Raw genomic sequence first — 21,292 nt, 5'->3', positions numbered from 1 at the left:
CAGGCGGGCTGGCACGGAAGGGCCGGTACGGGAAGGCCGGTGCAGGCGGGCCGGTACAAGCGGGCTGGCACGGGAAGGCCGCTGCAGGCGGGGCCGGTACAGGAGGGCCGGTACAAGCGGGCCGGTACAGGACGGCAGGTACAGGAGGGCCACTGCAGGCGGGCCGGTACGGGAAGGCCGGTGCAGGCGGGCCGGTGCAGGCGGGCCGGTGCAGGCGGGGCCGGTACGGGACGGTCGGCGCGGGTGGGCCGGTACGGGTCCGTGACGGACGGCCCCCCGCGTCAGCCGATGGCGAGCAGCACGATCAGGAACACCGCGCCGAGGGCGGCGGGGGCGAGGACCTCGTACGACCACCGCACGCGCACGCTGCCCTGGGCGCCGGGCCGCGAGGCACCGCGCTCGGCCAGGTCCCGCAGCTCGTTCACGACCTGGTCGGCCTGGGCGCGCTGCGGTTCGGCAGGGGCCGTCGGGCCGGCCTTGCCCGCCGCGCCCGCGGCGCCCTTGCCGGTGAGCCCGCCGCGCCGGGAGAGCTCCTGCCGGCTCTGCTGCCGGCTCGCCTTCTTCCGCTCGCGCAGCGAGACCGGGACGGACCACAGCTGGTACTTCGACCCCCCGGCCAGCACCTCCGCCGAGTACCCGGCGCGCACCGCGTCCACGGCGCCCCAGGGCAGCTCGATGACCCGGAAGGGGTTCCGCACGCGCATCCGGTCGTCATTGGCGAAGACGGCCGGGCGGATCGTGAACGCCACGATCAGCGGTACGGCCAGCAGGGCGATCGCCGCGGCGAACCACGGGGCGTTCCCCGATCCCCGCACGATGGCGTCCCCGCACAGCCACGCGATGAGCGCGAGCAGCAGGACCCCGGTGACGACGGCCATGGGGGAGCGGTAGACCCGGTCTTCGTACGCCGGCTCTTCAGGGGGCTGCTGGCTGCTCATGAGGCCGATTCTGCCTCACTGTGCCGCTTGGGTGGAGCCACCGACGAGATCGGCGTACACGATGATGTTGTCGGGCCGGTGGCCGTCGGTGATCTCGCCCCCGCAGGTGATCAGCCGCAGCTCGGGATGCGCGGTGTTCCCGTACACCTTGGCGGTCGGGAAGCTCTTCTTGTCGACCTGTTCCAACGTGCGCACCCGGAAGACGGCGGAGCTGCCGTCCGCCCGGGAGACGGTGATCCCGTCGCCGGCGTGGATCTTCGCCACGTCGCGCAGTACGGCCGGGCCGCGCGCGGTGTCGAAGTGCCCGATGAGCACGGCCGGTCCGGTCTCGCCCGGGGTGACGCCCTTCGTGTACCAGCCGATCCGGTCCCCGTTCGCGACGGACGGCACCTCGACGCTGCCGTCGGCGGCCAGCCCCAGCTTCAGCAGCGGCCCCGTGTCCACCCCGGCCGCGGGGATCCGCACCCGTACCGGCTCGGAGGCCGCCATCGGGGCGGCGGGCGCGGCCGACGGCGCCGGGGCGGACGGGGCGGGCACCGGGTCCGCGGCGATGCGGGGTGCGGGCGGGGGCGCCGGCGCGGCGGGCGCGCCGCCGCAGCCGGTCAGGGCGGCGAGGGCGAGCGGACCGAGCAGGGCGGCGGCGGGCAGGTGGCGGGGGCGGCGGGCCATGGGGTGCTCCGGGAACGGGCCCGGCGGGCCACCGCGGAGGTGGCCCGCCGGAGGCAGGAACGGGAGGGAAAGGGAGGGAAAGGGAGGGAACGGGCCGGGAGGGAAAGGGAGGGAACGGGCCGAAAGGGGAAGGGCGGGCCGGAAGGGGAGGGCGGGTCGGCCCCGACCGCGGCCCGTCAGCCCCGGCTGCGGCCGGCGCGGCGGCCGCGGGCCAGCAGGGCGACACCCAGCCAGGCGAAGATCGCGACGAGGCCCGCGCCGGCGGCCACGGTGGTGCTGTCGTCGGTGTCCTCGGCGGCGAGCTCCGCCCCCGCGGCCACTGCGCCCTTGGGCACGACCACCGTCTGCGCACCGCCCTGCGGCTTCACGTCGCCGACCGGGACGACCGGCTTGGCGCTGACCGTGCCGGTCGTCGGCTCGGGCTTCGGCGCGGGCTGGTCGGCGGCCCGGTCCTCGGTGACCTTGTAGTTCGGCTTGCAGCCCTTGGGCAGCGCCGGGAAGGAGGTCCGGCCCAGCGGGGTGCCGCCGCCCTGGGTCTTCCACTCGAAGCCGGGCGCGGCGCCGCTCGGGTTCACGATGCGGGCGATGATGCCGGCCGACTCGGGCAGCGCGGGGAAGCCGCGGTCCAGGAGCCGCCAGGCGGTGTCCTCGCCGGCGACCCACAGCTCGGCCCGCGGGCCGTCGGGGGACATGAACAGCTTGGCGCTCATGCCGGCGCCGATGTTCTGCGACTTCTCGGCCGAGCAGACCCGGCCGGCCTTGCCCTCGGGCAGCGGGTAGGACTTGGCGACGCCCTTCGTGGTGACGACCAGCACCGGGGCGGTCGTCTCCGCCTTGGTGAGCTCGAAGGACGCCCCGTACGCCTCGGCGGTGGTCTGCCCGCGGGTGACCAGGCCCACGACGTGGAGCATGTAGTTGTCGCCCGGCTTCCACTGGTCGCCGACGTAGCGGATCCAGGCCTCCGGGCCCTCGGCCTCGTTGCGCAGCACCGCGACCATCCCGTTGCCGACGTAGACCGGCCGGCCCTCGTAGCGGCCGTTGTCGTCCGAAGGCGCCGAGGGCGCCGGCGAAACCGAGGAAACCGACGCAACCGGGGCAGCAGCCGCCCCGGTCGACGGCACCGGCTGCGGGGCGGTCGCGGCGATCGCGGTCGCGGCCGGCGCGAGCAGGGCCCCGGCGAGGGCGGCGGTGACGATCGAGGTGCGGAGGGCGGTACGCATAACGACTCCTGGAAGCTGTGTCGCGGGAAGGTGGGAGAGTCGCATGCCGCGTTTTCTCTGTCGGGGTTGTGGTCCGGTGAGGTCTGGCGGGCTGCTGAAGAGAAATTTACGGTTCTCGTTCGACTGGACCATGGGGTTCCTGTCTCCGCCACGTAACAGGAAAAGTGGAGGTCAGCGGTCCGCAGTGCGATCTTGGACCGGACCATCGGTGCGCCCGGATGTGCCCGAGTCCGCACATATGTGCGCCAGCGGGGGGTGACAGGCCGCTACGCGCGTAGATATGCTCATCTGGTGACCATGCCCACCACCCTCACCGCATTCGCTGACGTGACGACGTCCGACAGCGCGCTGCGCCGCTTCCTGCACGGGCTGCCCGGCGTAGACGCCGTCGGCCTGGAGGCCCGCGCGGCCGCACTCGGTACCCGTTCGATCAAGACCACGGCCAAGGCGTACGCCATTGACCTGGCCATTTCGATGATCGACCTGACCACGCTTGAGGGTGCGGACACCCCGGGCAAGGTCCGAGCGCTCTCCGCCAAGGCCGTCAACCCCGACCCGACCGACCGCACGACGCCCATGACCGCCGCGGTCTGCGTCTACCCCGACATGGTGGCCACCGCCAAGGCCGCCCTGAACGGCGCCGACGTCAAGGTGGCGTCCGTCGCGACCGCCTTCCCGGCCGGCCGCGCCGCGCTGCCCGTCAAGCTCGCGGACACCCGTGACGCCGTCGCCGCGGGCGCCGACGAGATCGACATGGTCATCGACCGTGGCGCCTTCCTCGCCGGCCGCTACCTGGAGACGTACGAGCTGATCAAGGCGATCAAGGAGGCGTGCGTCCGCCCCGACGGCACCGCCGCCCGCCTCAAGGTCATCTTCGAGACCGGGGAGCTGTCGACGTACGACAACATCCGCCGCGCCTCCTGGATCGGCATGCTCGCGGGCGCCGACTTCATCAAGACCTCCACCGGCAAGGTCGGCGTCAACGCCACCCCCGCCAACACGCTGCTGATGCTCGAAGCCGTCCGCGACTTCAAGGCGCAGACTGGAATCCAGATCGGCGTGAAGCCGGCCGGCGGCATCCGGACCACCAAGGACGCCATCAAGTTCCTGGTCCTGGTCAACGAGACCGTGGGCGAGGACTGGCTCTCCAACCACTGGTTCCGCTTCGGCGCCTCCAGCCTGCTCAACGACCTGTTGATGCAGCGCCAGAAGCTGAGCACCGGCCGTTACTCCGGTCCCGACTACGTGACGGTGGACTGATCACCATGGCATCCCTTTTCGAGTACGCACCGGCCCCCGAGTCGCGTTCGGTCGTCGACATCGCCCCCTCGTACGGGCTCTTCATCGACGGCGAGTTCGTCGACGCCGCCGACGGCAAGGTCTTCAAGACCGTCTCCCCGTCGTCCGAGGAGGTCCTCTCCGAGGTCGCCCAGGCCGGCGCCGCGGACGTCGACCGCGCCGTCAAGGCCGCCCGCAAGGCCTTCGCGACCTGGTCCGCGCTGCCCGGCTCCGAGCGCGCCAAGTACCTCTTCCGCATCGCCCGGATCATCCAGGAGCGCAGCCGCGAGCTGGCCGTCCTGGAGACCCTGGACAACGGCAAGCCGATCAAGGAGACCCGCGACGCGGACCTCCCGCTCGTCGCCGCGCACTTCTTCTACTACGCGGGCTGGGCCGACAAGCTCGACCACGCGGGCTACGGCGCGAACCCGCGCCCGCTCGGCGTGGCCGGCCAGGTCATCCCGTGGAACTTCCCGCTGCTGATGCTGGCGTGGAAGATCGCCCCGGCGCTCGCCACCGGCAACACGGTCGTCCTCAAGCCCGCCGAGACCACCCCGCTCACCGCGCTGTTCTTCGCGGACATCTGCCGCCAGGCGGGCCTGCCCAAGGGCGTCGTCAACATCCTCACGGGTTACGGGGACGCGGGCGCGGCCCTCGTCGAGCACCCGGACGTCAACAAGGTCGCCTTCACCGGCTCGACCGCGGTCGGCAAGGCCATCGCCCGCCAGATCGCCGGTACGGACAAGAAGGTCACCCTGGAACTGGGCGGCAAGGGCGCCAACATCGTCTTCGACGACGCCCCCGTCGACCAGGCCGTCGAGGGCATCGTCAACGGGATCTTCTTCAACCAGGGCCAGGTCTGCTGCGCGGGCTCGCGCCTGCTGGTCCAGGAGTCGATCCACGACGAGCTGCTGGACTCCCTCAAGCGCCGCCTGAGCACCCTGCGCCTGGGCGACCCGCTCGACAAGAACACCGACATCGGCGCGATCAACTCCGCCGAGCAGCTGGCCCGGATCACCGCGCTCGCGGAGACCGGCGAGGCCGAGGGCGCCGAGCGCTGGTCCCCGGCGTGCGAGCTGCCGTCCTCCGGCTACTGGTTCGCCCCGACGCTCTTCACGAACGTCACCCAGGCGCACACCGTCGCCCGGGACGAGATCTTCGGCCCGGTGCTGTCCGTGCTGACGTTCCGTACGCCCGACGAGGCCGTCGCCAAGGCCAACAACAGCCAGTACGGCCTGTCGGCCGGCATCTGGACGGAGAAGGGCAGCCGCATCCTCGCGGTCGCCAACAAGCTCCGCGCGGGCGTCGTCTGGGCCAACACGTTCAACAAGTTCGACCCGACCTCGCCCTTCGGCGGCTACAAGGAGTCGGGCTTCGGCCGCGAGGGCGGCCGCCACGGCCTGGAGGGCTACCTCGATGTCTGAGTCGACCCGTCTGAACGTCTTCAAGACCTACAAGCTGTACGTCGGGGGCAAGTTCCCCCGCTCCGAGAGCGGCCGGGTGTACGAGGTGCAGGACTCCAAGGGCAAGTGGCTGGCCAACGCCCCCCTGTCCTCCCGCAAGGACGCCCGGGACGCGGTCGTCGCGGCCCGCAAGGCCTTCGGCGGCTGGTCGGGCGCGACGGCGTACAACCGCGGCCAGATCCTCTACCGCATCGCCGAGATGCTGGAGGGCCGCCGCGAGCAGTTCGTCCGCGAGGTCGGCGAGGCCGAGGGCCTGTCCAAGTCGAAGGCCGCCGCGGTCGTCGACGCGGCCATCGACCGCTGGGTCTGGTACGCGGGCTGGACGGACAAGATCGGCCAGATCGTGGGCGGGGCCAACCCGGTGGCGGGCCCGTTCTTCAACCTCTCCACCCCGGAGCCGACGGGTGTCGTCACGGTCCTCGCCCCCCAGGACTCCTCGTTCCTGGGCCTGATCTCGGTGATCGCCCCGGTGATCGCCACGGGCAACACGGCCGTCGTGATCACCTCGGAGAAGTCCCCGCTCCCGGCCCTTTCCCTGGGCGAGGTGCTGGCCACCTCCGACCTGCCGGGCGGCGTCGTCAACATCCTGTCCGGCAAGGCCGCCGAGATGGGCCCGCACCTGGCGTCCCACCAGGACGTCAACGCGATCGACCTGGCGGGTGCCGACGCGGCGCTGGCCAAGGAGCTGGAGATCGCGGCGGCCGACAACCTCAAGCGCGTCCTGCGTCCACAGCCTGTGGACGACTGGAGCGCCGACCCGGGCACGTCGCGCATGACGGCGTTCCTGGAGACGAAGACGGTCTGGCACCCCACGGGTTCGCTGGGCTCGGGCGGATCCTCGTACTGAGGCATCCCCCCGCGAAACCGGCCCCGGCAGCGTCCCCCGCGCTGCCGGGGCCTTTCCGTGCCCCGATGCGGCCGTTGCGGCTACTTCGGCAGCAGCGGGCCGAGCAGCGAGGACGCGGCCGCCTCCGGCAGCTCGGCCACGGACGGACCCTGCGTCAGGATCCCCGTGACCATGGTGGTGCCGACCGCGGGGAAGTCCGCGACCCGCGTGCCCACGCCGTTGTCGAGCGGATCCACGCCGGTGTGGGCCAGCGGGTTCACCTTGAGGTTCGCGATGGGGTCGGTGACCCCCGCGAGGGCCGCCGGAACCGAGAGCTCACCCGCCTGGGCGCCGCCGGCGGCCATGGCCAGGGCCGCACCGGCCATGGAGAGCGTGATGCCTGCGGAGCGCAGCGTGGAGCTGCCGGGGGCTGCGTGACGTGCCATGGGGATCCCGCCTGAGGTCGTAGTCGCGTGCGCACGCAGCGTAGTTGAGGTGTGATCCTGGATACCAACCGGCCACCGGAGGCATCCCCTGCGCGGGGGAATGGTTCACACTGGTGTCCCGTGAGCTCCTCCTCTCCTTTGCCTACGCGTGTCGTCCTGTTGACCGGGCCCTCGGGGTCCGGCAAGTCCAGGCTGGCCGCCCGTTCCGGGCTGCCGGTGCTGCGCCTGGACGACTTCTACAAGGAGGGCGACGACCCGACCCTCCCGCTGGTCGAGGGCAGTTCCGACATCGACTGGGACTCCCCGCTGTCGTGGGACGCCGAGGCCGCGGTCGCCGCGATCGGGGAGCTCTGCGCGGGCGGCCGTACCGAGGTGCCGGTGTACTCCATCGCCACCTCCTCCCGTACCGGCACGGAGACGCTGGACATCTCCCGCACCCCGCTGTTCATCGCGGAGGGGATCTTCGCGGCCGACATCGTGGCCCGGTGCCGGGAGATGGGGCTGCTGGCCGACGCCATCTGCCTGCGCGGCCGGCCGTCGACGACGTTCCGGCGCAGGCTCGCCCGGGACCTGCGCGAGGGCCGCAAGTCGCTGCCGTTCCTGCTGCGCAGGGGATGGCGGCTGATGCGGGCGGAGCGGGGCATCGTGGCCCGCCACACCGCCCTCGGCGCCCACGCCTGCGCCCGTGACGAGGCCCTCGGCCGCCTGGCCGCATGCGCCGCGGGCCGCCACCGCACGACCGCCCCGGCGTAGCAATACGAGAAGGCGGGACCACGCGGACCCCCGGCCGCGCGATCCCGCCTTCTCCCCCCGCAGGCCCCCGTCCCACCCCCGTAGGACGGGCCCCCTGGCCCATGGTCTGTGGTGTGCCGCGTTACGCGACGAGCTCCTCGAAGGACTCCGCCTCGTCGCGGCCGAAGCTCAGCACCTCGTCGTCCCGCAGCCGCCGCAGCGACCGCCAGATGCTCGACTTCACCGTGCCGACGCTGATCCCCAGGATCTCCGCGATCTCCGGGTCCGTACGGCCCTCGTAGTACCGCAGCACCAGCATCGTGCGCTGCGGCTCCGGGATGCGGGCCAGCGCCTGCCACAGCACCGCGCGCAGTTCCGTACCCCGCATCGCGTCCGTGTCGGACGCCGTCTCCGGGAGCTCCTCCGTCGGGTACTCGTTGAGCTTGCGCCGGCGCCAGGCGCTGATGTGCAGATTCGTCATCGTGCGGCGCAGGTACCCGCCGACGGCGGCCTTGTCGCTGATCCGGTCCCAGGCGCGGTACGTGGAGAACAGCGCGCTCTGGAGCAGGTCCTCGGCCTCGTAACGGTCCCCGGTCAGGTGGAAGGCCGTCGCGTAGAGCGCGGCCCGCCGCTCCTGGACGTACGCCGTGAACTCGGCCTCCGAGGTGGCGGAGAGCTCGGGCGTGCGCTGCACGGGGAGGGCGGAGGCGGTCTGGTACGTGTTCGCGTCGATGGCCACCGTGTGCGCCGGCCGCGGACGGGCGACCGTCACCGAACGGGCACCTGCCCGGCGGTTCACATCGTGCAGCCGCGTGACAACCGCGCTGGTGGTGGTGCTGTGCAGCGTGTTCATCTCGCGCCCCCCGTCGTGGAGTCTGCTTCGGATCCTGCTCGGTTTCGTTGGTAGAAGACTGCCCGGCCGACTTAACCGGGGTGTCCGCCGACTGTCACAGGCCTGTCACAGCGACCCCCGCGGGAGCCCCGTGCGATCCCGTGGGCCCGACGGTCGAACTCCGAACGGTCGATGGGACAGAATGAGCCCGTGCCTTTCCTGTTGCTGATCGAGGACGACGACGCCATCCGCACGGCCCTCGAACTCTCCCTGTCTCGCCAGGGCCACCGTGTGGCCACCGCGGCGACGGGCGAGGACGGCCTGAAGCTGCTGCGCGAGCAGCGGCCGGACCTGATCGTGCTGGACGTCATGCTGCCCGGGATCGACGGCTTCGAGGTGTGCCGGCGGATCCGTCGCACCGACCAGCTGCCGATCATCCTGCTGACCGCCCGCAGCGACGACATCGATGTCGTCGTGGGCCTGGAGTCGGGGGCCGACGACTACGTCGTCAAGCCCGTCCAGGGCCGGGTGCTCGACGCCCGCATCCGGGCCGTCCTGCGCCGCGGGGAACGGGAGGCCAGTGACTCCGCGGTGTTCGGTTCCCTGGTCATCGACCGGGCGGCCATGACGGTCACCAAGAACGGCGAGGACCTCCAGCTCACGCCGACCGAGCTGCGGCTGCTGCTGGAGCTCAGCCGCCGGCCCGGGCAGGCGCTCTCCCGCCAGCAGCTGCTGCGGCTGGTCTGGGAGCACGACTACCTCGGCGACTCCCGGCTCGTGGACGCCTGCGTGCAGCGGCTGCGCGCCAAGGTCGAGGAAGTCCCGTCCTCGCCCACCCTCATCCGCACCGTGCGTGGTGTCGGCTACCGGCTGGACTCTCCGCAGTGATCAAAGCCCTGTTCGCGGGCCGGCGCTGGACCAGCCTGCGGCTGCGGCTCCTGATGGTGTTCTCCCTGGTCGCGCTGGTGGCCGCCGTGTCCGCGTCCGGGATCGCGTACTGGCTCAACCGCGAGGCCGTGCTCACCCGTACCCAGGACGCGGCCCTCGGCGACTTCCGCCAGGAGATGCAGAACCGGGCCGCGGCGCTGCCCGCCGACCCGACGCCCGAGGAGATGCAGCGCACCGCCGAGCTGATGGCGGGCAGCAGCCCCGGCTACAGCGTGCTGCTGGTCGACGAGCGCAAGGGCGGCCGCAAGGTGTTCGGCGCGGCCGGCCCCGACTCCTTCGGGCTGGACGACGTACCGGGCTCGCTGCAGCGCGCGGTGAACGACCGGCAGAAGGCGACGGCCGCGAACGACGCCGAGTACCACGTGTACTGGCAGCGGACGAAGCCGCACGGCAATCCGTACCTGGTCGGCGGGACGCGGATCGTGGGCGGTGGGCCGACCGGCTACATGTACAAGTCCCTGGCGCAGGAGCGGGACGACCTGAACGCGCTCGGCTGGTCGCTGACCATCGCGACGGGGCTGGCGCTGCTCGGGTCCGCACTGCTGGCGCAGGCGGCGGCCCGGACCGTGCTCAAGCCCGTGCAGCGGCTGGGGGACGCGGCGCGGCGGCTCGGCGAGGGCGAGCTGGACCACCGGCTCGACGTGTCGGGGACCGATGAACTCGCCGACCTCTCGCACACCTTCAACAAGACGGCGGAGGCGCTGGAGAAGAAGGTCGCCGACATGAGCGCGCGGGAGGAGGCCAGCCGGCGCTTCGTCGCGGACATGTCGCACGAACTGCGCACTCCGCTGACGGCGTTGACGGCGGTCGCCGAGGTGCTGGAGGAGGAGGTCGACGACCTCGATCCGATGATCGCGCCGGCGGTGGGGCTGGTGGTCAGCGAGACCCGGCGGCTGAACGACCTGGTGGAGAACCTGATGGAGGTCACCCGCTTCGACGCGGGGACGGCGCGCCTGGTCCTGGACGACGTGGACGTCGCCGACCAGGTGACGGCGTGCATCGACGCGCGGGCGTGGCTCGACGCGGTCGAACTGGACGCGGAGCGGGGCATCGTGGCGCGGCTCGACCCGCGCCGGCTCGACGTCATCCTCGCCAACCTGATCGGCAACGCGCTCAAGCACGGCGGCTCGCCGGTGCGGGTGTCGGTGGTCGTCGAGGGCGAGTGGCTGGTGATCGCCGTCCAGGACAACGGACCGGGCATCCCGGAGGAGGTGCTGCCGCACGTCTTCGACCGGTTCTACAAGGCGAGCGCCTCGCGGCCGAAGTCGGACGGCAGCGGGCTGGGCCTGTCGATCGCAGTGGAGAACGCGCACATCCACGGCGGTGACATCACGGCGGCCAACGGGCCGCAGGGCGGCGCGCTGTTCACGCTGCGGCTGCCGGTGGACGTGGGGAAGGTGATCGCCGGTGACGCGGACGCGTAGGGCGGCAGTGCTGTTGGCCGTGGCGGGGCTGGTGTCCGGGTGCGGGATCAGGGCCACGACGGTGCCGGTGGACGTCGGTGCGGCGCCTTCGCGGGTGTCGTGCGACACGCCGGGACCGCAGACCGGGGTGCAGGGCTTCCGGGCGACGGTGGAGCTGGTCTGCGGATCGCAGCTGGTCGGCGTGGAGCGGGTCGTGCCGGTGCCGGAGAAGAAGCCGGTACGGGACCCCGTGGTGCTGGTGGCCGAGGCGCTGCTGGAGGCGCTGGAGCGGGAGCCGTCGCCCGAGGAGCGGGACGCGGGGTTCACGACCGGGGTTCCCGGCGGGCTGACGGTCGCGCCGGCCCGGACGGGTGATCCGGCGGGGACGATACGCATCAGCCGCAAGCCGGAGGACCTGCCGCCGGTGGCGCTGTCGCAGGTGGTGTGCACGCTGGCGGGCAGCGAAGCCGTCTCGGCGGGCCCGGGCCCGGTGGTCCTGGGCGGCCCGGACGCGGACCCGCCGCGGGCCTGGGAGTGCACGGAAGCCGTGCGCTCCCGCCCCGAGTCGGTCCCCACCCTGGGCGAACTCGTCCGCCCGACCCCGACCCCTTCCTGACGCGGGACCCGCCGTCGGCCCCGGGGATCCGGGCCCCTGCGGGGCACCCTGCACGACGTGACGCCGCTCGACCCCCACCCGCCCCCAACGCCGACGGCCCCCTCAGGGGGAGCCGAGGGGGCCGTGTTCGGGGTGAAACCCCGGGACTGCGCCCGACGGACGGAGTCCGGCGCAGGGGCGCGAAGCCGGTGGGCCCGCCAGGGCGGGCCGTGCGGGCGGCGCGGGACGGGATCAGATGCCCATGGCCGCCGCGAGGTCCTTCTTGATCCCGTCCAGGACCTCCTGGCCGCGGACGCGGGCCGGCTCCAGGTCGGAGGCCTCCGAGACCGGGACCACGACCTCCAGGTAGCACTTGAGCTTGGGCTCGGTGCCCGAGGGGCGGCAGATCACCCGGGCCTTGTAGTCGCCCTCCAAGTGGTAGCGCAGGCCGTCCGTGGGCGGGAGCTTGTCCGTGCCCCGGTTCAGGTCCTCCGCCGAGACCACCCGCAGGCCCGCCAGGGCCGTCGGAGGCTCCGCGCGCAGCCGCGCCATGGCGTTGGCGATGATCGAGAGGTCCTCGACGCGGACCGACAGCTGGTCGGTGTGGTGCAGGCCGTGGGCCATCGCCAGGTCGTCCAGCAGGTCGGTCAGCGTGCGGCCCTGCTCCTTGAGCTCCGAGGCCAGCTCCGCCACCAGCAGGGCGGCCGTGATGCCGTCCTTGTCGCGGACGCCCTCGGGGTCGACGCAGTAGCCGAGCGCCTCCTCGTACCCGTACCGCAGGCCCTCGACGCGGGCGATCCACTTGAAGCCGGTCAGGGTCTCCTCGTAACCGACGCCCGCCGCCTCCGCGATCCGGCCCAGGAGGGACGAGGAGACGATGGACTCGGCGAAGACGCCGCGGGCGCCCTTGTGGACCAGGTGGGCGGCGAGGAGGGCGCCGACCTCGTCGCCGCGGAGCATCCGCCAGCCGTCCGCGGTGGGGACGGCCACCGCGCAGCGGTCCGCGTCCGGGTCGTTCGCGATCACGATGTCGGGCTGGGCCTCGGCGGCCGTCGCGAACGCCAGGTCCATCGCGCCCGGCTCTTCCGGGTTCGGGAAGGCCACTGTCGGGAAGGCCGGGTCCGGCTCGGCCTGCTCGGCGACCAGCACCGGCTCCGGGAAGCCGGCCCGCGCGAAGGCCGCCAGGACGACGTCCTTGCCGACGCCGTGCATGGCCGTGTAGACGGTCCGCACGCCCCGGGGGGAGCCGGGGGTCAGGACGGCGTCCGTACGCGCCAGGTAGGCCTCCAGGACCTCGTCGCCGAGGTCCTCCCAGCCGGACTCCGGACGGGGGACCGAGGCGAGGGTGTCCACGCGCTCGATCTCCGCCGCGATCTCGACGTCCGCGGGGGACACGATCTGCGAGCCGTCGCCGAGGTAGACCTTGTAGCCGTTGTCCCGGGGCGGGTTGTGGCTCGCGGTCACCTCGACGCCGGCGACGGCACCCAGGTGCCGTATGGCGTACGCGAGGACGGGCGTCGGCAGCGGGCGGGGCAGGACGGCCGCGCGCAGGCCCGCGCCGGTCATCACGGCGGCGGTGTCGCGGGCGAAGTCCGCGGACTTGTAGCGCGCGTCGTAGCCGACGACGACCAGGCCGCCGGCGTGGCCCCGGGCCTTGAGGTAGGCCGCGAGGCCCGCCGCTGCCCGGATGACCACGGAGCGGTTCATCCGCATCGGGCCCGCGCCGATCTCGCCGCGCAGTCCGGCCGTGCCGAACTGCAGGGTGCCGGAGAACCGGTCCGCGAGCTCCGCAGCGGCCTCGGCGTCGTCCGACGCCTCGACCAGCTTGGCCAGCTCGGCCGCCGTCTCCGGGTCCGGGTCCTCCGCCAGCCAGGCCTGCGCCCGGGTGATCAGGTCGTCCTGTTCCTGCACTGCCACTGCTTCCGCCTTGTCTCTCGTACGGTGCCGATGCCTCAGATGCGGGCGAGGACCTGCGTCAGCAGCTTGCCCATGCGCGAGGCCGAGTCGCGGCCGGCCTGGAGCACCTCTTCGTGGTTCAGCGGCTCGCCGGAGATGCCCGCCGCCAGGTTGGTGACCAGGGAGATGCCGAGCACCTCGGCGCCGGCCTCGCGGGCGGCGATGGCCTCCAGCACGGTGGACATGCCGACCAGGTCGGCGCCCATGACGCGGATCATGTTGATCTCGGCCGGGGTCTCGTAGTGCGGGCCGGGGAACTGGACGTAGACGCCCTCTTCGAGGGTCTCGTCGATCTCCTTGCACATCGCGCGCAGGCGCGGCGAGTACAGGTCGGTCAGGTCCACGAAGTTCGCGCCGACGATCGGCGAGGTGGCCGTCAGGTTGAGGTGGTCGCTGATCAGGACGGGCTGGCCGGGCTTCATGCCCTCGCGCAGGCCGCCGCAGCCGTTGGTCAGGACGACGGTCTTGCAGCCGGCGGCGACGGCGGTGCGCACGCCGTGGGCGACGGCGGCGACGCCGCGGCCCTCGTAGTAGTGGGTCCGGCCGAGGAAGACCAGCGCGCGCTTGTCGCCGATCTTGTACGAGCGGATCTTGCCGCCGTGGCCCTCGACGGCGGCGGGCGGGAAGCCCGGCAGCTCGGTGACGGGGAACTCGGCCTCGGGCGCGCCCAGCGCCTCTGCGGCGGGGGCCCAGCCGGAGCCCATGACGAGGGCGACATCGTGGGATTCGGCGCCGGTCAGCTCACGCAGGCGGGCGGCTGCGGCGGTGGCGTCGGCGAAGGGGTCGGTAACAGATGCGTTCACGCAGACGAGCGTAGCCGAGCATTGCCTACGCGCGTAGATGGCGCAGCTCACGGTGTTCGGATCGTTGCCTTGTCGTTTCCGCCGAAATGCCCCCCGGCGCTTCACCCGCCATGAGGGGTGCGCGCCGGACGCCTCTAGCAGGGGCGCTTGCGGAGTTCCATCACGTAGTCGTGCGGAGCCCCCGCCGATTCGGCCGCGTCGGCGATCTCGCCGAGGTAGCGCGCCGAGGGCAGGCCGCCCTCGTAGCCGTTCAGCACGTAGCACCACGCCGGCTCCTCGCCGTCCAGCGTGTGGACGCGGATCCGCATCCGGCGGTAGATGTCGAGCCCGACGCCCTCCCACCGGTCCATGGAGTCCTCGTCCAGCGGCGCGATGTCGTACAGGGCGACGAACACCTGGTGGCGCGGGGCCTCGACGATCGTGGCCAGGGCGCCCTCCCACCCCATCTGCTCACCGCCGAAGGTCAGCCGCCAGTCGTTGATCCAGCCCGTGCCGCGCAGCGGCGAATGCGGAGCGCGGCGCGTCATCAGCCGCGGGTCGAGGTTGCCGGCGTACGCGGCGTAGAGCGACATGAGGTCGAGGGTACGGGAGGGGTGGGGCGGGCCGCGTGCCCGGCCGTCCTCACGGATGGCCGGACCGGGGGAGAAGCACCTTGAAGCGTGCGGGACAATGGGGCACGGAATGCATCCCCCGGGGAGACCCCCGGAAGCCCCGGCCGGGGCGGCAGCCGGCCGGGTAGACGTGAGGCGGAGTTTTCGTGACCCGGATCGTGATCATCGGCGGCGGACCCGGCGGGTATGAGGCGGCCCTCGTGGGGGCCCAGCTCGGCGCGGAGGTGACCGTCGTCGACTGCGACGGCCTCGGCGGCGCGTCCGTCCTCACCGACTGCGTACCCTCCAAGACCCTCATCGCGACCGCCGAGGTCATGACGACCTTCGACTCGTCGTACGAGGAGCTCGGCATCGTCGTCGCCGACGACACCCCGCACATCGAGCAGGCCGCGCGCGTCGTCGGCGTGGACCTGGGCAAGGTGAACCGGCGCGTCAAGCGCCTCGCGCTCGCCCAGTCGCACGACATCACCGCCTCCGTCACCCGGGCCGGCGCCCGCGTCGTACGGGGCCGCGGCAAGCTCGGCGGCCCGCAGGGCATCGACGGCACGCGCGACGTCATCGTCACCGCCGCCGACGGCACCGAGACGATCCTGACGGCCGACGCCGTGCTGATCGCGACCGGCGGCCACCCCCGCGAGATCCCGGACGCCATGCCCGACGGCGAGCGGATCCTGAACTGGACCCAGGTCTACGACCTCGACGAGCTCCCCGAGGAGCTCATCGTGGTCGGCTCGGGCGTCACCGGCGCCGAGTTCGCCGGTGCCTACCAGGCCCTGGGCTCCCGGGTGACGCTGATCTCCTCGCGCGACCGCGTGCTGCCCGGCGAGGACCCGGACGCGGCGGCCGTGCTGGAGGACGTCTTCCGGCGCCGCGGCATGAACGTCGTCGGCCGCTCCCGCGCCGAATCCGCCAAGCGCGTCGGCGACCGGGTCGAGGTCACGCTCTCCGACGGCCGCGTCATCACCGGCACGCACTGCCTGATGGCGGTCGGCGCGATCCCGAACACCAAGGACATGAACCTGGAGGAGTCCGGGGTCCGGCTCAAGGAGTCCGGGCACATCTGGACCGACAAGGTCTCCCGTACGTCCGCGCCCGGCGTGTACGCGGCCGGCGACGTGACCGGGATCTTCGCGCTGGCCTCCGTGGCCGCCATGCAGGGCCGCATCGCGATGTACCACTTCCTCGGCGACGCCGTGGCCCCGCTGAACCTCAAGACGGTCTCGTCGAACGTGTTCACCGACCCGGAGATCGCCACCGTCGGTTACACCCAGGCCGATGTAGACTCCGGCAAGATCGACGCCCGTGTCGTGAAGCTGCCGCTGCTGCGCAACGCGCGGGCCAAGATGCAGGGCATCCGGGACGGGTTCGTGAAGCTGTTCTGCCGCCCGGGCACCGGAATCGTGGTCGGCGGCGTGGTGGTCTCCCCGCGGGCGAGCGAGCTGATCCACCCCATCTCGATCGCAGTCGACAACAACCTGACCGTCGAGCAGATCGCAAACGCGTTCACGGTGTACCCCTCGCTGTCGGGTTCGATCGCCGAGGTCGCGCGCCAGCTGCACACGCGGAAGGCCGCCGGCGAGGCCTGAGGGCGGTAACCGCCCCACGTCAGGGGGTACTTGGGGCGGCCTTCCGGAGGGTGAAGTGACGTTCACTCAACAGCCTCGCCGCGTATACCACTAGTCACCCTGTTTTATGGACAACTTCGGTATTCCGGTGCAAGGAGCTGAAACAAGACGGTCGTTGGGGTTACTGTCAGTTTCGTGTTCGCTGCAGAACGTCGCCAATTGATTCTCGAAATGGTGCGGGCCAACGGAGCGGTATCGCTCCGGGAGCTCGCCCGCGTCGTCCAGACCTCCGAAGTGACCGTACGGCGGGACGTGCGGGCGCTGGAGGCAGAAGGACTCCTCGACCGCCGACACGGCGGTGCGGTTTTGCCGGGCGGTTTCACGCGGGAGTCCGGATTTCCGCAAAAGTCCCATCTCGCGACGGCGGAGAAGACCGCCATTGCCGATGTAGCGGCCGGCCTCGTCGAAGAAGGCGAGGCCGTCGTCGTCGGCGCGGGCACCACGACCCAGGAGCTGGCCCGCCGGCTCGCCCGGGTGCCCGGACTGACCGTCGTCACCAACTCGCTGCTGGTCGCGCAGGCACTGGCCCACGCGAACAGGGTGGAGGTGGTGATGACCGGGGGCACCCTCCGCGGCTCCAACTACGCGCTGGTCGGCAGCGGGGCGGAGCAGTCCCTCCAGGGGCTGCGGGTCTCCCGGGCCTTCCTGTCCGGCAGCGGCCTGACGGCGGAGCGCGGTCTGTCCACGTCCAACATGCTGTCGGCGAGCGTGGACCGGGCCCTGGTCCAGGCGGCGGCGGAGGTGGTGGTCCTCGCGGACCACACGAAGCTGGGCACCGACACCATGTTCCAGACGGTGCCCACCGATGTGATGACCCGTCTGGTCACGGACGAGCCCCCGCCGCACGACGACCGCGCGGCGACGGAACTCCAGGCACTGGCCGACCAGGGGGTCCAGATCACCATCGCCGGGGCCGTGGCCCCGGGAGGCAACGCGGACGGCATGGCGGGCCGCCGGCCGCGGCGGGAGTCCCCGCTGCCGGTACAGCGGCGCGGGGGGCCGTCCGCGCAGCTGCGCAGCGCCCCCGCCTCGATGCTGGAGCAGCAGTCCGCGGGGGACCGCCCCCGCGTCGCGGACATGCGGCGCCGCTAGCGAACCCCCACGGGGCTCCGGCGGAGTGCCCCGAAACGCGTGAGGCCCGGAACCCCGCGGGGATTCCGGGCCTCATCGGTTCAAGGACGTCAGTCCTTGATCTCACAGATGGTGGCGCCGGAGGTGAGGCTGGCGCCGACTTCGGCGGTGAGGCCGACGATGGTGCCGGAGCGGTGCGCGTTCAGCGGCTGCTCCATCTTCATGGCCTCCAGGACGACGACCAGGTCGCCCTCGTTGACCTGCTGGCCCTCCTCGACCGCGACCTTGACGATCGTTCCCTGCATCGGGGACGCCAGCGTGTCGCCGGAGGCGGCCGGGCCGGACTTCTTCGCCGCGCGGCGCTTCGGCTTCGCGCCGCCCGCCGCGGCCGTGCGGGCCAGGGTCATGCCCAGCGAGGACGGGAGGGAGACCTCCAGGCGCTTGCCGCCGACCTCGACGACGACCGTCTCGCGGCCCGGCTCGTCCTCCGTCTCCTCCGCCGGGGCGGCGAACGCGGGGATGTCGTTGACGAACTCGGTCTCGATCCAGCGGGTGTGGATCCGGAAGGGGTCCGAGGTGAACGCCGGGTCGGCGACGACCGCGCGGTGGAACGGAATGGCCGTGGCCATGCCCTCCACCTCGAACTCCGCCAGCGCGCGCGCCGCCCGCTGCAGGGCCTGCTCGCGCGTGGCACCGGTGACGATGAGCTTGGCGAGGAGGGAGTCCCAGGCCGGGCCGATGACCGAGCCGGACTCCACACCCGCGTCCAGGCGGACACCGGGGCCGGAGGGCGCGTTGAACTTGGTGACGGTGCCGGGGGCCGGCAGGAAGCCGCGGCCCGGGTCCTCGCCGTTGATGCGGAACTCGAAGGAGTGCCCGCGCAGGACCGGGTCGCCGTAGCCGAGCTCCTCGCCGTCGGCGATGCGGAACATCTCGCGGACCAGGTCGATGCCGGTGACCTCTTCGGTGACCGGGTGCTCGACCTGCAGGCGGGTGTTGACCTCCAGGAAGGAGATCGTCCCGTCCGTGCCGACCAGGAACTCGACCGTGCCGGCGCCGACGTAGCCGGCCTCCTTCAGGATCGCCTTCGACGCCGCGTACAGCTCGGCGTTCTGAGCCTCCGACAGGAACGGCGCGGGGGCTTCCTCGACCAGCTTCTGGTGGCGGCGCTGGAGGGAGCAGTCGCGGGTGGAGACGACGACCACGTTGCCGTGGGAGTCGGCCAGGCACTGCGTCTCGACGTGGCGCGGCTTGTCGAGGTAGCGCTCGACGAAGCACTCGCCGCGGCCGAAGGCCGCGACGGCCTCGCGGACGGCCGAGTCGTAGAGCTCGGGGACCTCTTCGAGCGTGCGGGCGACCTTCAGGCCGCGGCCGCCGCCGCCGAAGGCCGCCTTGATCGCGATCGGCAGGCCGTGCTGCTCGGCGAACGCGACGACCTCGTCGGCCCCGGAGACCGGGTCCGGGGTGCCCGCGACGAGCGGGGCGCCGGCGCGCTGGGCGATGTGGCGGGCGGCGACCTTGTCACCGAGGTCGCGGATGGCCTGCGGGGGCGGGCCGATCCAGGTCAGGCCGGCGTCGAGCACGGCCTGCGCGAATTCGGCGTTCTCGGAGAGGAAGCCGTATCCGGGATGGATGGCGTCCGCGCCGGAGTCGGCTGCGGCCTGCAGGACCTTGGAGATGTCCAGGTAGCTCGCGGCCGGGGTGTCACCGCCCAACGCGAAAGCTTCGTCGGCCGCGCGGACGTGCAGAGCGTCCCGGTCCGGATCGGCGTAGACGGCTACGCTTGCGATTCCGGCATCCCGGCAGGCCCGAGCAACGCGGACAGCGATTTCGCCACGGTTGGCGATGAGCACCTTGCGCACGATGGCTCCCTCCTTGAAACAAGCTGAGTTTAGGGACAGTCCACACGGCGTTTCGACCCTTCCCTAGAGGTGACCTTGCCCACACGGAGTGTGATTCGAGTCCGCCTCGAGTGAGGAAAGCCCTTGTGGCGCCCCAGGTCAGGGGGATCCCCGACTGCACAGTAACCCCGTCACCCGTCCGAGGTCTCTGTTCCCCCGGTCAGCGGGCCCCGGTGATTCTTTGTCGAGTCCCTACGAACGTGCCACACATTCTTTGCGTGATCACCGGCGAAGTCACCTCGCGCAACGAAGCTGCCCGGACCCCTTGTCCGTACGTTTACCCGTTAGTAGCCTCCAGGGCGTCGAGCAGGCTTGTGGTCGTTGCGGGTCGTTGCGGGTCAACGTGGGGCCGGGGACGTACGGCCGGGGACTTGTGGGGAGGGGTGGGTCGTCGTGGGCGTCGTGCTGCGCAGACTCGTGGCCGGACTGGCCGCGGTCGTGCTCGTCGCCGAGGCGGCGGTGCTGGTCCTCGTCCACATCGTGCTGGGCAGGACCACCCACAACCAGTCGATGTCCATCGCCGGCATGGACCCGGACGTCATGTCCGCGGCCACGTACGCGATGGGCGCGGGCATCGGCGCGTTCCTGCTGCTGTGCGCCGTGCTCCTCGCCGTGGCGGCCGTACGCGACCGCGCGCCCGGCACCTTCGCCCGCGTCGTGCTCGTCACCGCCGCCGTCACCCACGCGGTGCTCGGCGCGCTCGCCGTGGGGCTCGTCGGCTGGGGCGCCTTCGCGGTGATGATGCTGATCCTGTGCCTGCTGGTCCTGACCCTGATGCTCTACGCGGCCCAGGGCGCGGCCGGGGCGGCCTCAGGGGGCGCCCCTGGCGGCCGGGACGCCCCGCCCGCGCCGGCCGGGGAGCTCAAGCCCACAAATCCGTGATCGACACGCCCAGTTCGCCCAGCAGGGAGCGCAGCAGCGGCAGTGACAGCCCGATGACGTTCCCGGGGTCCCCGTCGATGCCCTCGATGAACGGGGCCGACAGCCCGTCCAGCGTGAAGGCGCCCGCCACGTGCAGCGGCTCGCCGCTCGCCACGTACGCGGCCACCTCGGCGTCCGTCGGCTCGCCGAACCGGACCGTCGTGGAGGCCGTGGCCGAAACCTGACTCCCCGTCGCCGTGTCGATCACGCAGTGCCCGGTGCGCAGGACCCCGGCCCGCCCGCGCATCGACTTCCAGCGGGCCGTGGCCTCTTCGGCGTCCGCCGGCTTGCCGAGCGCCTCGCCGTCCAGTTCCAGCACCGAGTCGCAGCCGATCACCAGGGCGCCCGCGGCCTCGTCCAAGGCCGCCACGACGCCCGCCTTGGCCTCGGCCAGCGCCAGCGCCAGCTCGGCCGGGGTCTCCGCGCTGAGCGCGTCCTCGTCGAAGTGGCTGACGATCACGTGCGGGGCCAGCCCGGCCTGCCGCAGCAGGTTGAGCCGGGCGGGCGAGGCGGAGGCGAGGACGAGGGCGTGGGCCGGGGCCTGGGCAGCAGTCATGCCCGCCATCGTAGGCGCGGCCCCCGCGCCCCCGGCGCGCCCTGGGGGGACGCCTCCTAGAAGCCCACTCCCAGCACGTACACGACCACCAGCATCGCGAGGACGACCACCACGGTCATCCGCCGGACCATCGCCTGCACGTCGCGCATGTCCTTGGGCGGCTCGTTCTTCGGGTCTGACCAGAGCATGCCCCGATACTGGCCCCGCCGACAGGTGTGGCGCCTGAGTACGGGTACTCAGGCGCCACAGTCCGTTCACACCATCTTCACGACCGGCCGGTGGGCTATCCGGGCCAGTACGTACGGGCCCACGCGCGCGGCCCCGGCTGCGGCAGCGTCCGCCGGGCCACCCGGGCCGGCGCCGACCACTCGTCCGCCACCCGTGCGGCGCCCGACGGTGCCGAGGCCAGCACCGCCGCGCGCGCTTGGACCACCGCCAGTGCGGCGGCCAGCTCCTCGGGCGTCGGGTTCCCCTTGACGACCTTGATCACCACGGGAC

22 protein-coding genes are annotated in these 21,292 nt (G+C 72.4%); 10 read left to right on the top strand and 12 right to left on the bottom strand.

Annotated elements, in window-relative coordinates; all coding sequences use genetic code 11:
- Positions 1 to 281 precede the first annotated feature (281 nt).
- The 3 genes from ACIBAD_RS07270 to ACIBAD_RS07260 all read right to left on the bottom strand — a co-directional run bounded on the left by ACIBAD_RS07270 (position 282) and on the right by ACIBAD_RS07260 (position 2,827).
- Complete coding sequence (locus ACIBAD_RS07270; protein WP_398905116.1) at positions 282 to 938, bottom strand: PH domain-containing protein; 657 nt, start codon at positions 936 to 938, stop codon at positions 282 to 284.
- A 15-nt stretch (positions 939 to 953) separates the two neighbouring features.
- The gene (locus ACIBAD_RS07265; RefSeq protein WP_398905114.1) at positions 954 to 1,607 is read right to left on the bottom strand and encodes a class F sortase; all 654 of its coding nucleotides are present in this window, start codon (positions 1,605 to 1,607) and stop codon (positions 954 to 956) included.
- A 176-nt stretch (positions 1,608 to 1,783) separates the two neighbouring features.
- Positions 1,784 to 2,827, bottom strand: coding sequence for a hypothetical protein (locus tag ACIBAD_RS07260; protein WP_398905112.1), 1,044 nt, complete (start codon positions 2,825 to 2,827; stop codon positions 1,784 to 1,786).
- 297 nt (positions 2,828 to 3,124) lie between these two features.
- Here ACIBAD_RS07260 and deoC point away from each other — a divergent pair, with 297 nt between their 5' ends.
- The 3 genes from deoC to ACIBAD_RS07245 are packed head-to-tail and all read left to right on the top strand — an operon-like array spanning position 3,125 to position 6,415.
- On the top strand, positions 3,125 to 4,087 hold the full coding sequence (gene deoC / locus ACIBAD_RS07255; protein WP_106977248.1) for a deoxyribose-phosphate aldolase: 963 nt from the start codon (positions 3,125 to 3,127) through the stop codon (positions 4,085 to 4,087).
- 5 nt (positions 4,088 to 4,092) lie between these two features.
- On the top strand, positions 4,093 to 5,529 hold the full coding sequence (locus tag ACIBAD_RS07250) for an aldehyde dehydrogenase family protein (RefSeq protein WP_398905110.1): 1,437 nt from the start codon (positions 4,093 to 4,095) through the stop codon (positions 5,527 to 5,529).
- Entirely contained in the window at positions 5,522 to 6,415 is an 894-nt protein-coding gene (locus ACIBAD_RS07245) for an aldehyde dehydrogenase family protein (protein ID WP_134071792.1), read from the top strand. The genes ACIBAD_RS07250 and ACIBAD_RS07245 overlap by 8 nt, the downstream gene beginning before the upstream one ends.
- 80 nt (positions 6,416 to 6,495) lie before the next feature.
- Here ACIBAD_RS07245 and ACIBAD_RS07240 read toward each other — a convergent pair whose 3' ends face one another.
- On the bottom strand, positions 6,496 to 6,840 hold the full coding sequence (locus tag ACIBAD_RS07240) for a hypothetical protein (protein WP_398905108.1): 345 nt from the start codon (positions 6,838 to 6,840) through the stop codon (positions 6,496 to 6,498).
- A 54-nt stretch (positions 6,841 to 6,894) separates the two neighbouring features.
- Here ACIBAD_RS07240 and ACIBAD_RS07235 point away from each other — a divergent pair, with 54 nt between their 5' ends.
- Positions 6,895 to 7,593 carry a uridine kinase gene (locus ACIBAD_RS07235; protein ID WP_134074422.1) on the top strand — a complete coding sequence of 233 codons (699 nt, stop codon included), beginning with the start codon at positions 6,895 to 6,897 and terminating at the stop codon, positions 7,591 to 7,593.
- Between the two features lie 121 nt (positions 7,594 to 7,714).
- Here ACIBAD_RS07235 and ACIBAD_RS07230 read toward each other — a convergent pair whose 3' ends face one another.
- On the bottom strand, positions 7,715 to 8,425 hold the full coding sequence (locus ACIBAD_RS07230; protein WP_134071788.1) for a SigE family RNA polymerase sigma factor: 711 nt from the start codon (positions 8,423 to 8,425) through the stop codon (positions 7,715 to 7,717).
- Positions 8,426 to 8,614: 189 nt separating this feature from the next.
- On the opposite strand from ACIBAD_RS07230, the gene afsQ1 reads away from it, so the two are divergent.
- The 3 genes from afsQ1 to ACIBAD_RS07215 are packed head-to-tail and all read left to right on the top strand — an operon-like array spanning position 8,615 to position 11,371.
- A complete protein-coding gene (gene afsQ1 / locus ACIBAD_RS07225; RefSeq protein ID WP_180291024.1) occupies positions 8,615 to 9,292 on the top strand; it encodes a two-component system response regulator AfsQ1 in 678 nt (225 codons plus the stop codon).
- Positions 9,293 to 9,345: 53 nt separating this feature from the next.
- Positions 9,346 to 10,776, top strand: coding sequence for a sensor histidine kinase (locus tag ACIBAD_RS07220; RefSeq protein ID WP_398905428.1), 1,431 nt, complete (start codon positions 9,346 to 9,348; stop codon positions 10,774 to 10,776).
- On the top strand, positions 10,760 to 11,371 hold the full coding sequence (locus ACIBAD_RS07215) for a hypothetical protein (RefSeq protein WP_166681897.1): 612 nt from the start codon (positions 10,760 to 10,762) through the stop codon (positions 11,369 to 11,371). The genes ACIBAD_RS07220 and ACIBAD_RS07215 overlap by 17 nt, the downstream gene beginning before the upstream one ends.
- A 231-nt stretch (positions 11,372 to 11,602) precedes the next feature.
- On the opposite strand, the gene ACIBAD_RS07210 is transcribed toward ACIBAD_RS07215, so the two are convergent.
- The 3 genes from ACIBAD_RS07210 to ACIBAD_RS07200 all read right to left on the bottom strand — a co-directional run bounded on the left by ACIBAD_RS07210 (position 11,603) and on the right by ACIBAD_RS07200 (position 14,681).
- Positions 11,603 to 13,261 (bottom strand): phospho-sugar mutase, encoded by a 1,659-nt coding sequence (locus ACIBAD_RS07210; protein WP_398905426.1) that lies wholly within the window; start codon positions 13,259 to 13,261, stop codon positions 11,603 to 11,605.
- Positions 13,262 to 13,302: 41 nt separating this feature from the next.
- On the bottom strand, positions 13,303 to 14,109 hold the full coding sequence (locus ACIBAD_RS07205; protein ID WP_030865390.1) for a purine-nucleoside phosphorylase: 807 nt from the start codon (positions 14,107 to 14,109) through the stop codon (positions 13,303 to 13,305).
- A 134-nt stretch (positions 14,110 to 14,243) separates the two neighbouring features.
- Positions 14,244 to 14,681, bottom strand: coding sequence for a gamma-glutamylcyclotransferase (locus ACIBAD_RS07200; protein WP_030865395.1), 438 nt, complete (start codon positions 14,679 to 14,681; stop codon positions 14,244 to 14,246).
- A gap of 185 nt (positions 14,682 to 14,866) precedes the next feature.
- Here ACIBAD_RS07200 and ACIBAD_RS07195 point away from each other — a divergent pair, with 185 nt between their 5' ends.
- Both ACIBAD_RS07195 and ACIBAD_RS07190 read left to right on the top strand, forming a co-directional pair.
- Complete coding sequence (locus ACIBAD_RS07195; RefSeq protein ID WP_053690030.1) at positions 14,867 to 16,306, top strand: NAD(P)H-quinone dehydrogenase; 1,440 nt, start codon at positions 14,867 to 14,869, stop codon at positions 16,304 to 16,306.
- A 174-nt stretch (positions 16,307 to 16,480) separates the two neighbouring features.
- A complete protein-coding gene (locus tag ACIBAD_RS07190; protein ID WP_134071780.1) occupies positions 16,481 to 17,437 on the top strand; it encodes a DeoR/GlpR family DNA-binding transcription regulator in 957 nt (318 codons plus the stop codon).
- An 89-nt stretch (positions 17,438 to 17,526) separates the two neighbouring features.
- On the opposite strand, the gene ACIBAD_RS07185 is transcribed toward ACIBAD_RS07190, so the two are convergent.
- The gene (locus ACIBAD_RS07185) at positions 17,527 to 19,278 is read right to left on the bottom strand and encodes an acetyl/propionyl/methylcrotonyl-CoA carboxylase subunit alpha (RefSeq protein ID WP_398905103.1); all 1,752 of its coding nucleotides are present in this window, start codon (positions 19,276 to 19,278) and stop codon (positions 17,527 to 17,529) included.
- Between the two features lie 432 nt (positions 19,279 to 19,710).
- Here ACIBAD_RS07185 and ACIBAD_RS07180 point away from each other — a divergent pair, with 432 nt between their 5' ends.
- Positions 19,711 to 20,199: a hypothetical protein gene (locus ACIBAD_RS07180; RefSeq protein WP_398905101.1), complete on the top strand. Its 489-nt coding sequence runs from the start codon at positions 19,711 to 19,713 to the stop codon at positions 20,197 to 20,199.
- Here the strand turns inward: ACIBAD_RS07180 and ACIBAD_RS07175 are convergent.
- The 3 genes from ACIBAD_RS07175 to ACIBAD_RS07165 form a co-directional block, all read right to left on the bottom strand.
- On the bottom strand, positions 20,180 to 20,794 hold the full coding sequence (locus ACIBAD_RS07175; RefSeq protein ID WP_398905099.1) for a nucleoside triphosphate pyrophosphatase: 615 nt from the start codon (positions 20,792 to 20,794) through the stop codon (positions 20,180 to 20,182). The two genes, ACIBAD_RS07180 and ACIBAD_RS07175, sit on opposite strands and share 20 nt — an antisense overlap.
- Positions 20,795 to 20,850: 56 nt before the next feature.
- Positions 20,851 to 20,982 (bottom strand): morphogenic membrane protein MmpB, encoded by a 132-nt coding sequence (mmpB, locus tag ACIBAD_RS07170; protein WP_398905097.1) that lies wholly within the window; start codon positions 20,980 to 20,982, stop codon positions 20,851 to 20,853.
- Positions 20,983 to 21,077: 95 nt separating this feature from the next.
- On the bottom strand, positions 21,078 to 21,284 hold the full coding sequence (locus ACIBAD_RS07165) for an acyl-CoA carboxylase epsilon subunit (protein ID WP_134074421.1): 207 nt from the start codon (positions 21,282 to 21,284) through the stop codon (positions 21,078 to 21,080).
- Positions 21,285 to 21,292 lie beyond the last annotated feature (8 nt).

The sequence above is a fragment of the Streptomyces sp. NPDC051109 genome, from assembly GCF_044455885.1.
Lineage (GTDB): Bacteria > Actinomycetota > Actinomycetes > Streptomycetales > Streptomycetaceae > Streptomyces.
This window is presented reverse-complemented; position numbering and strand designations above follow the sequence as displayed.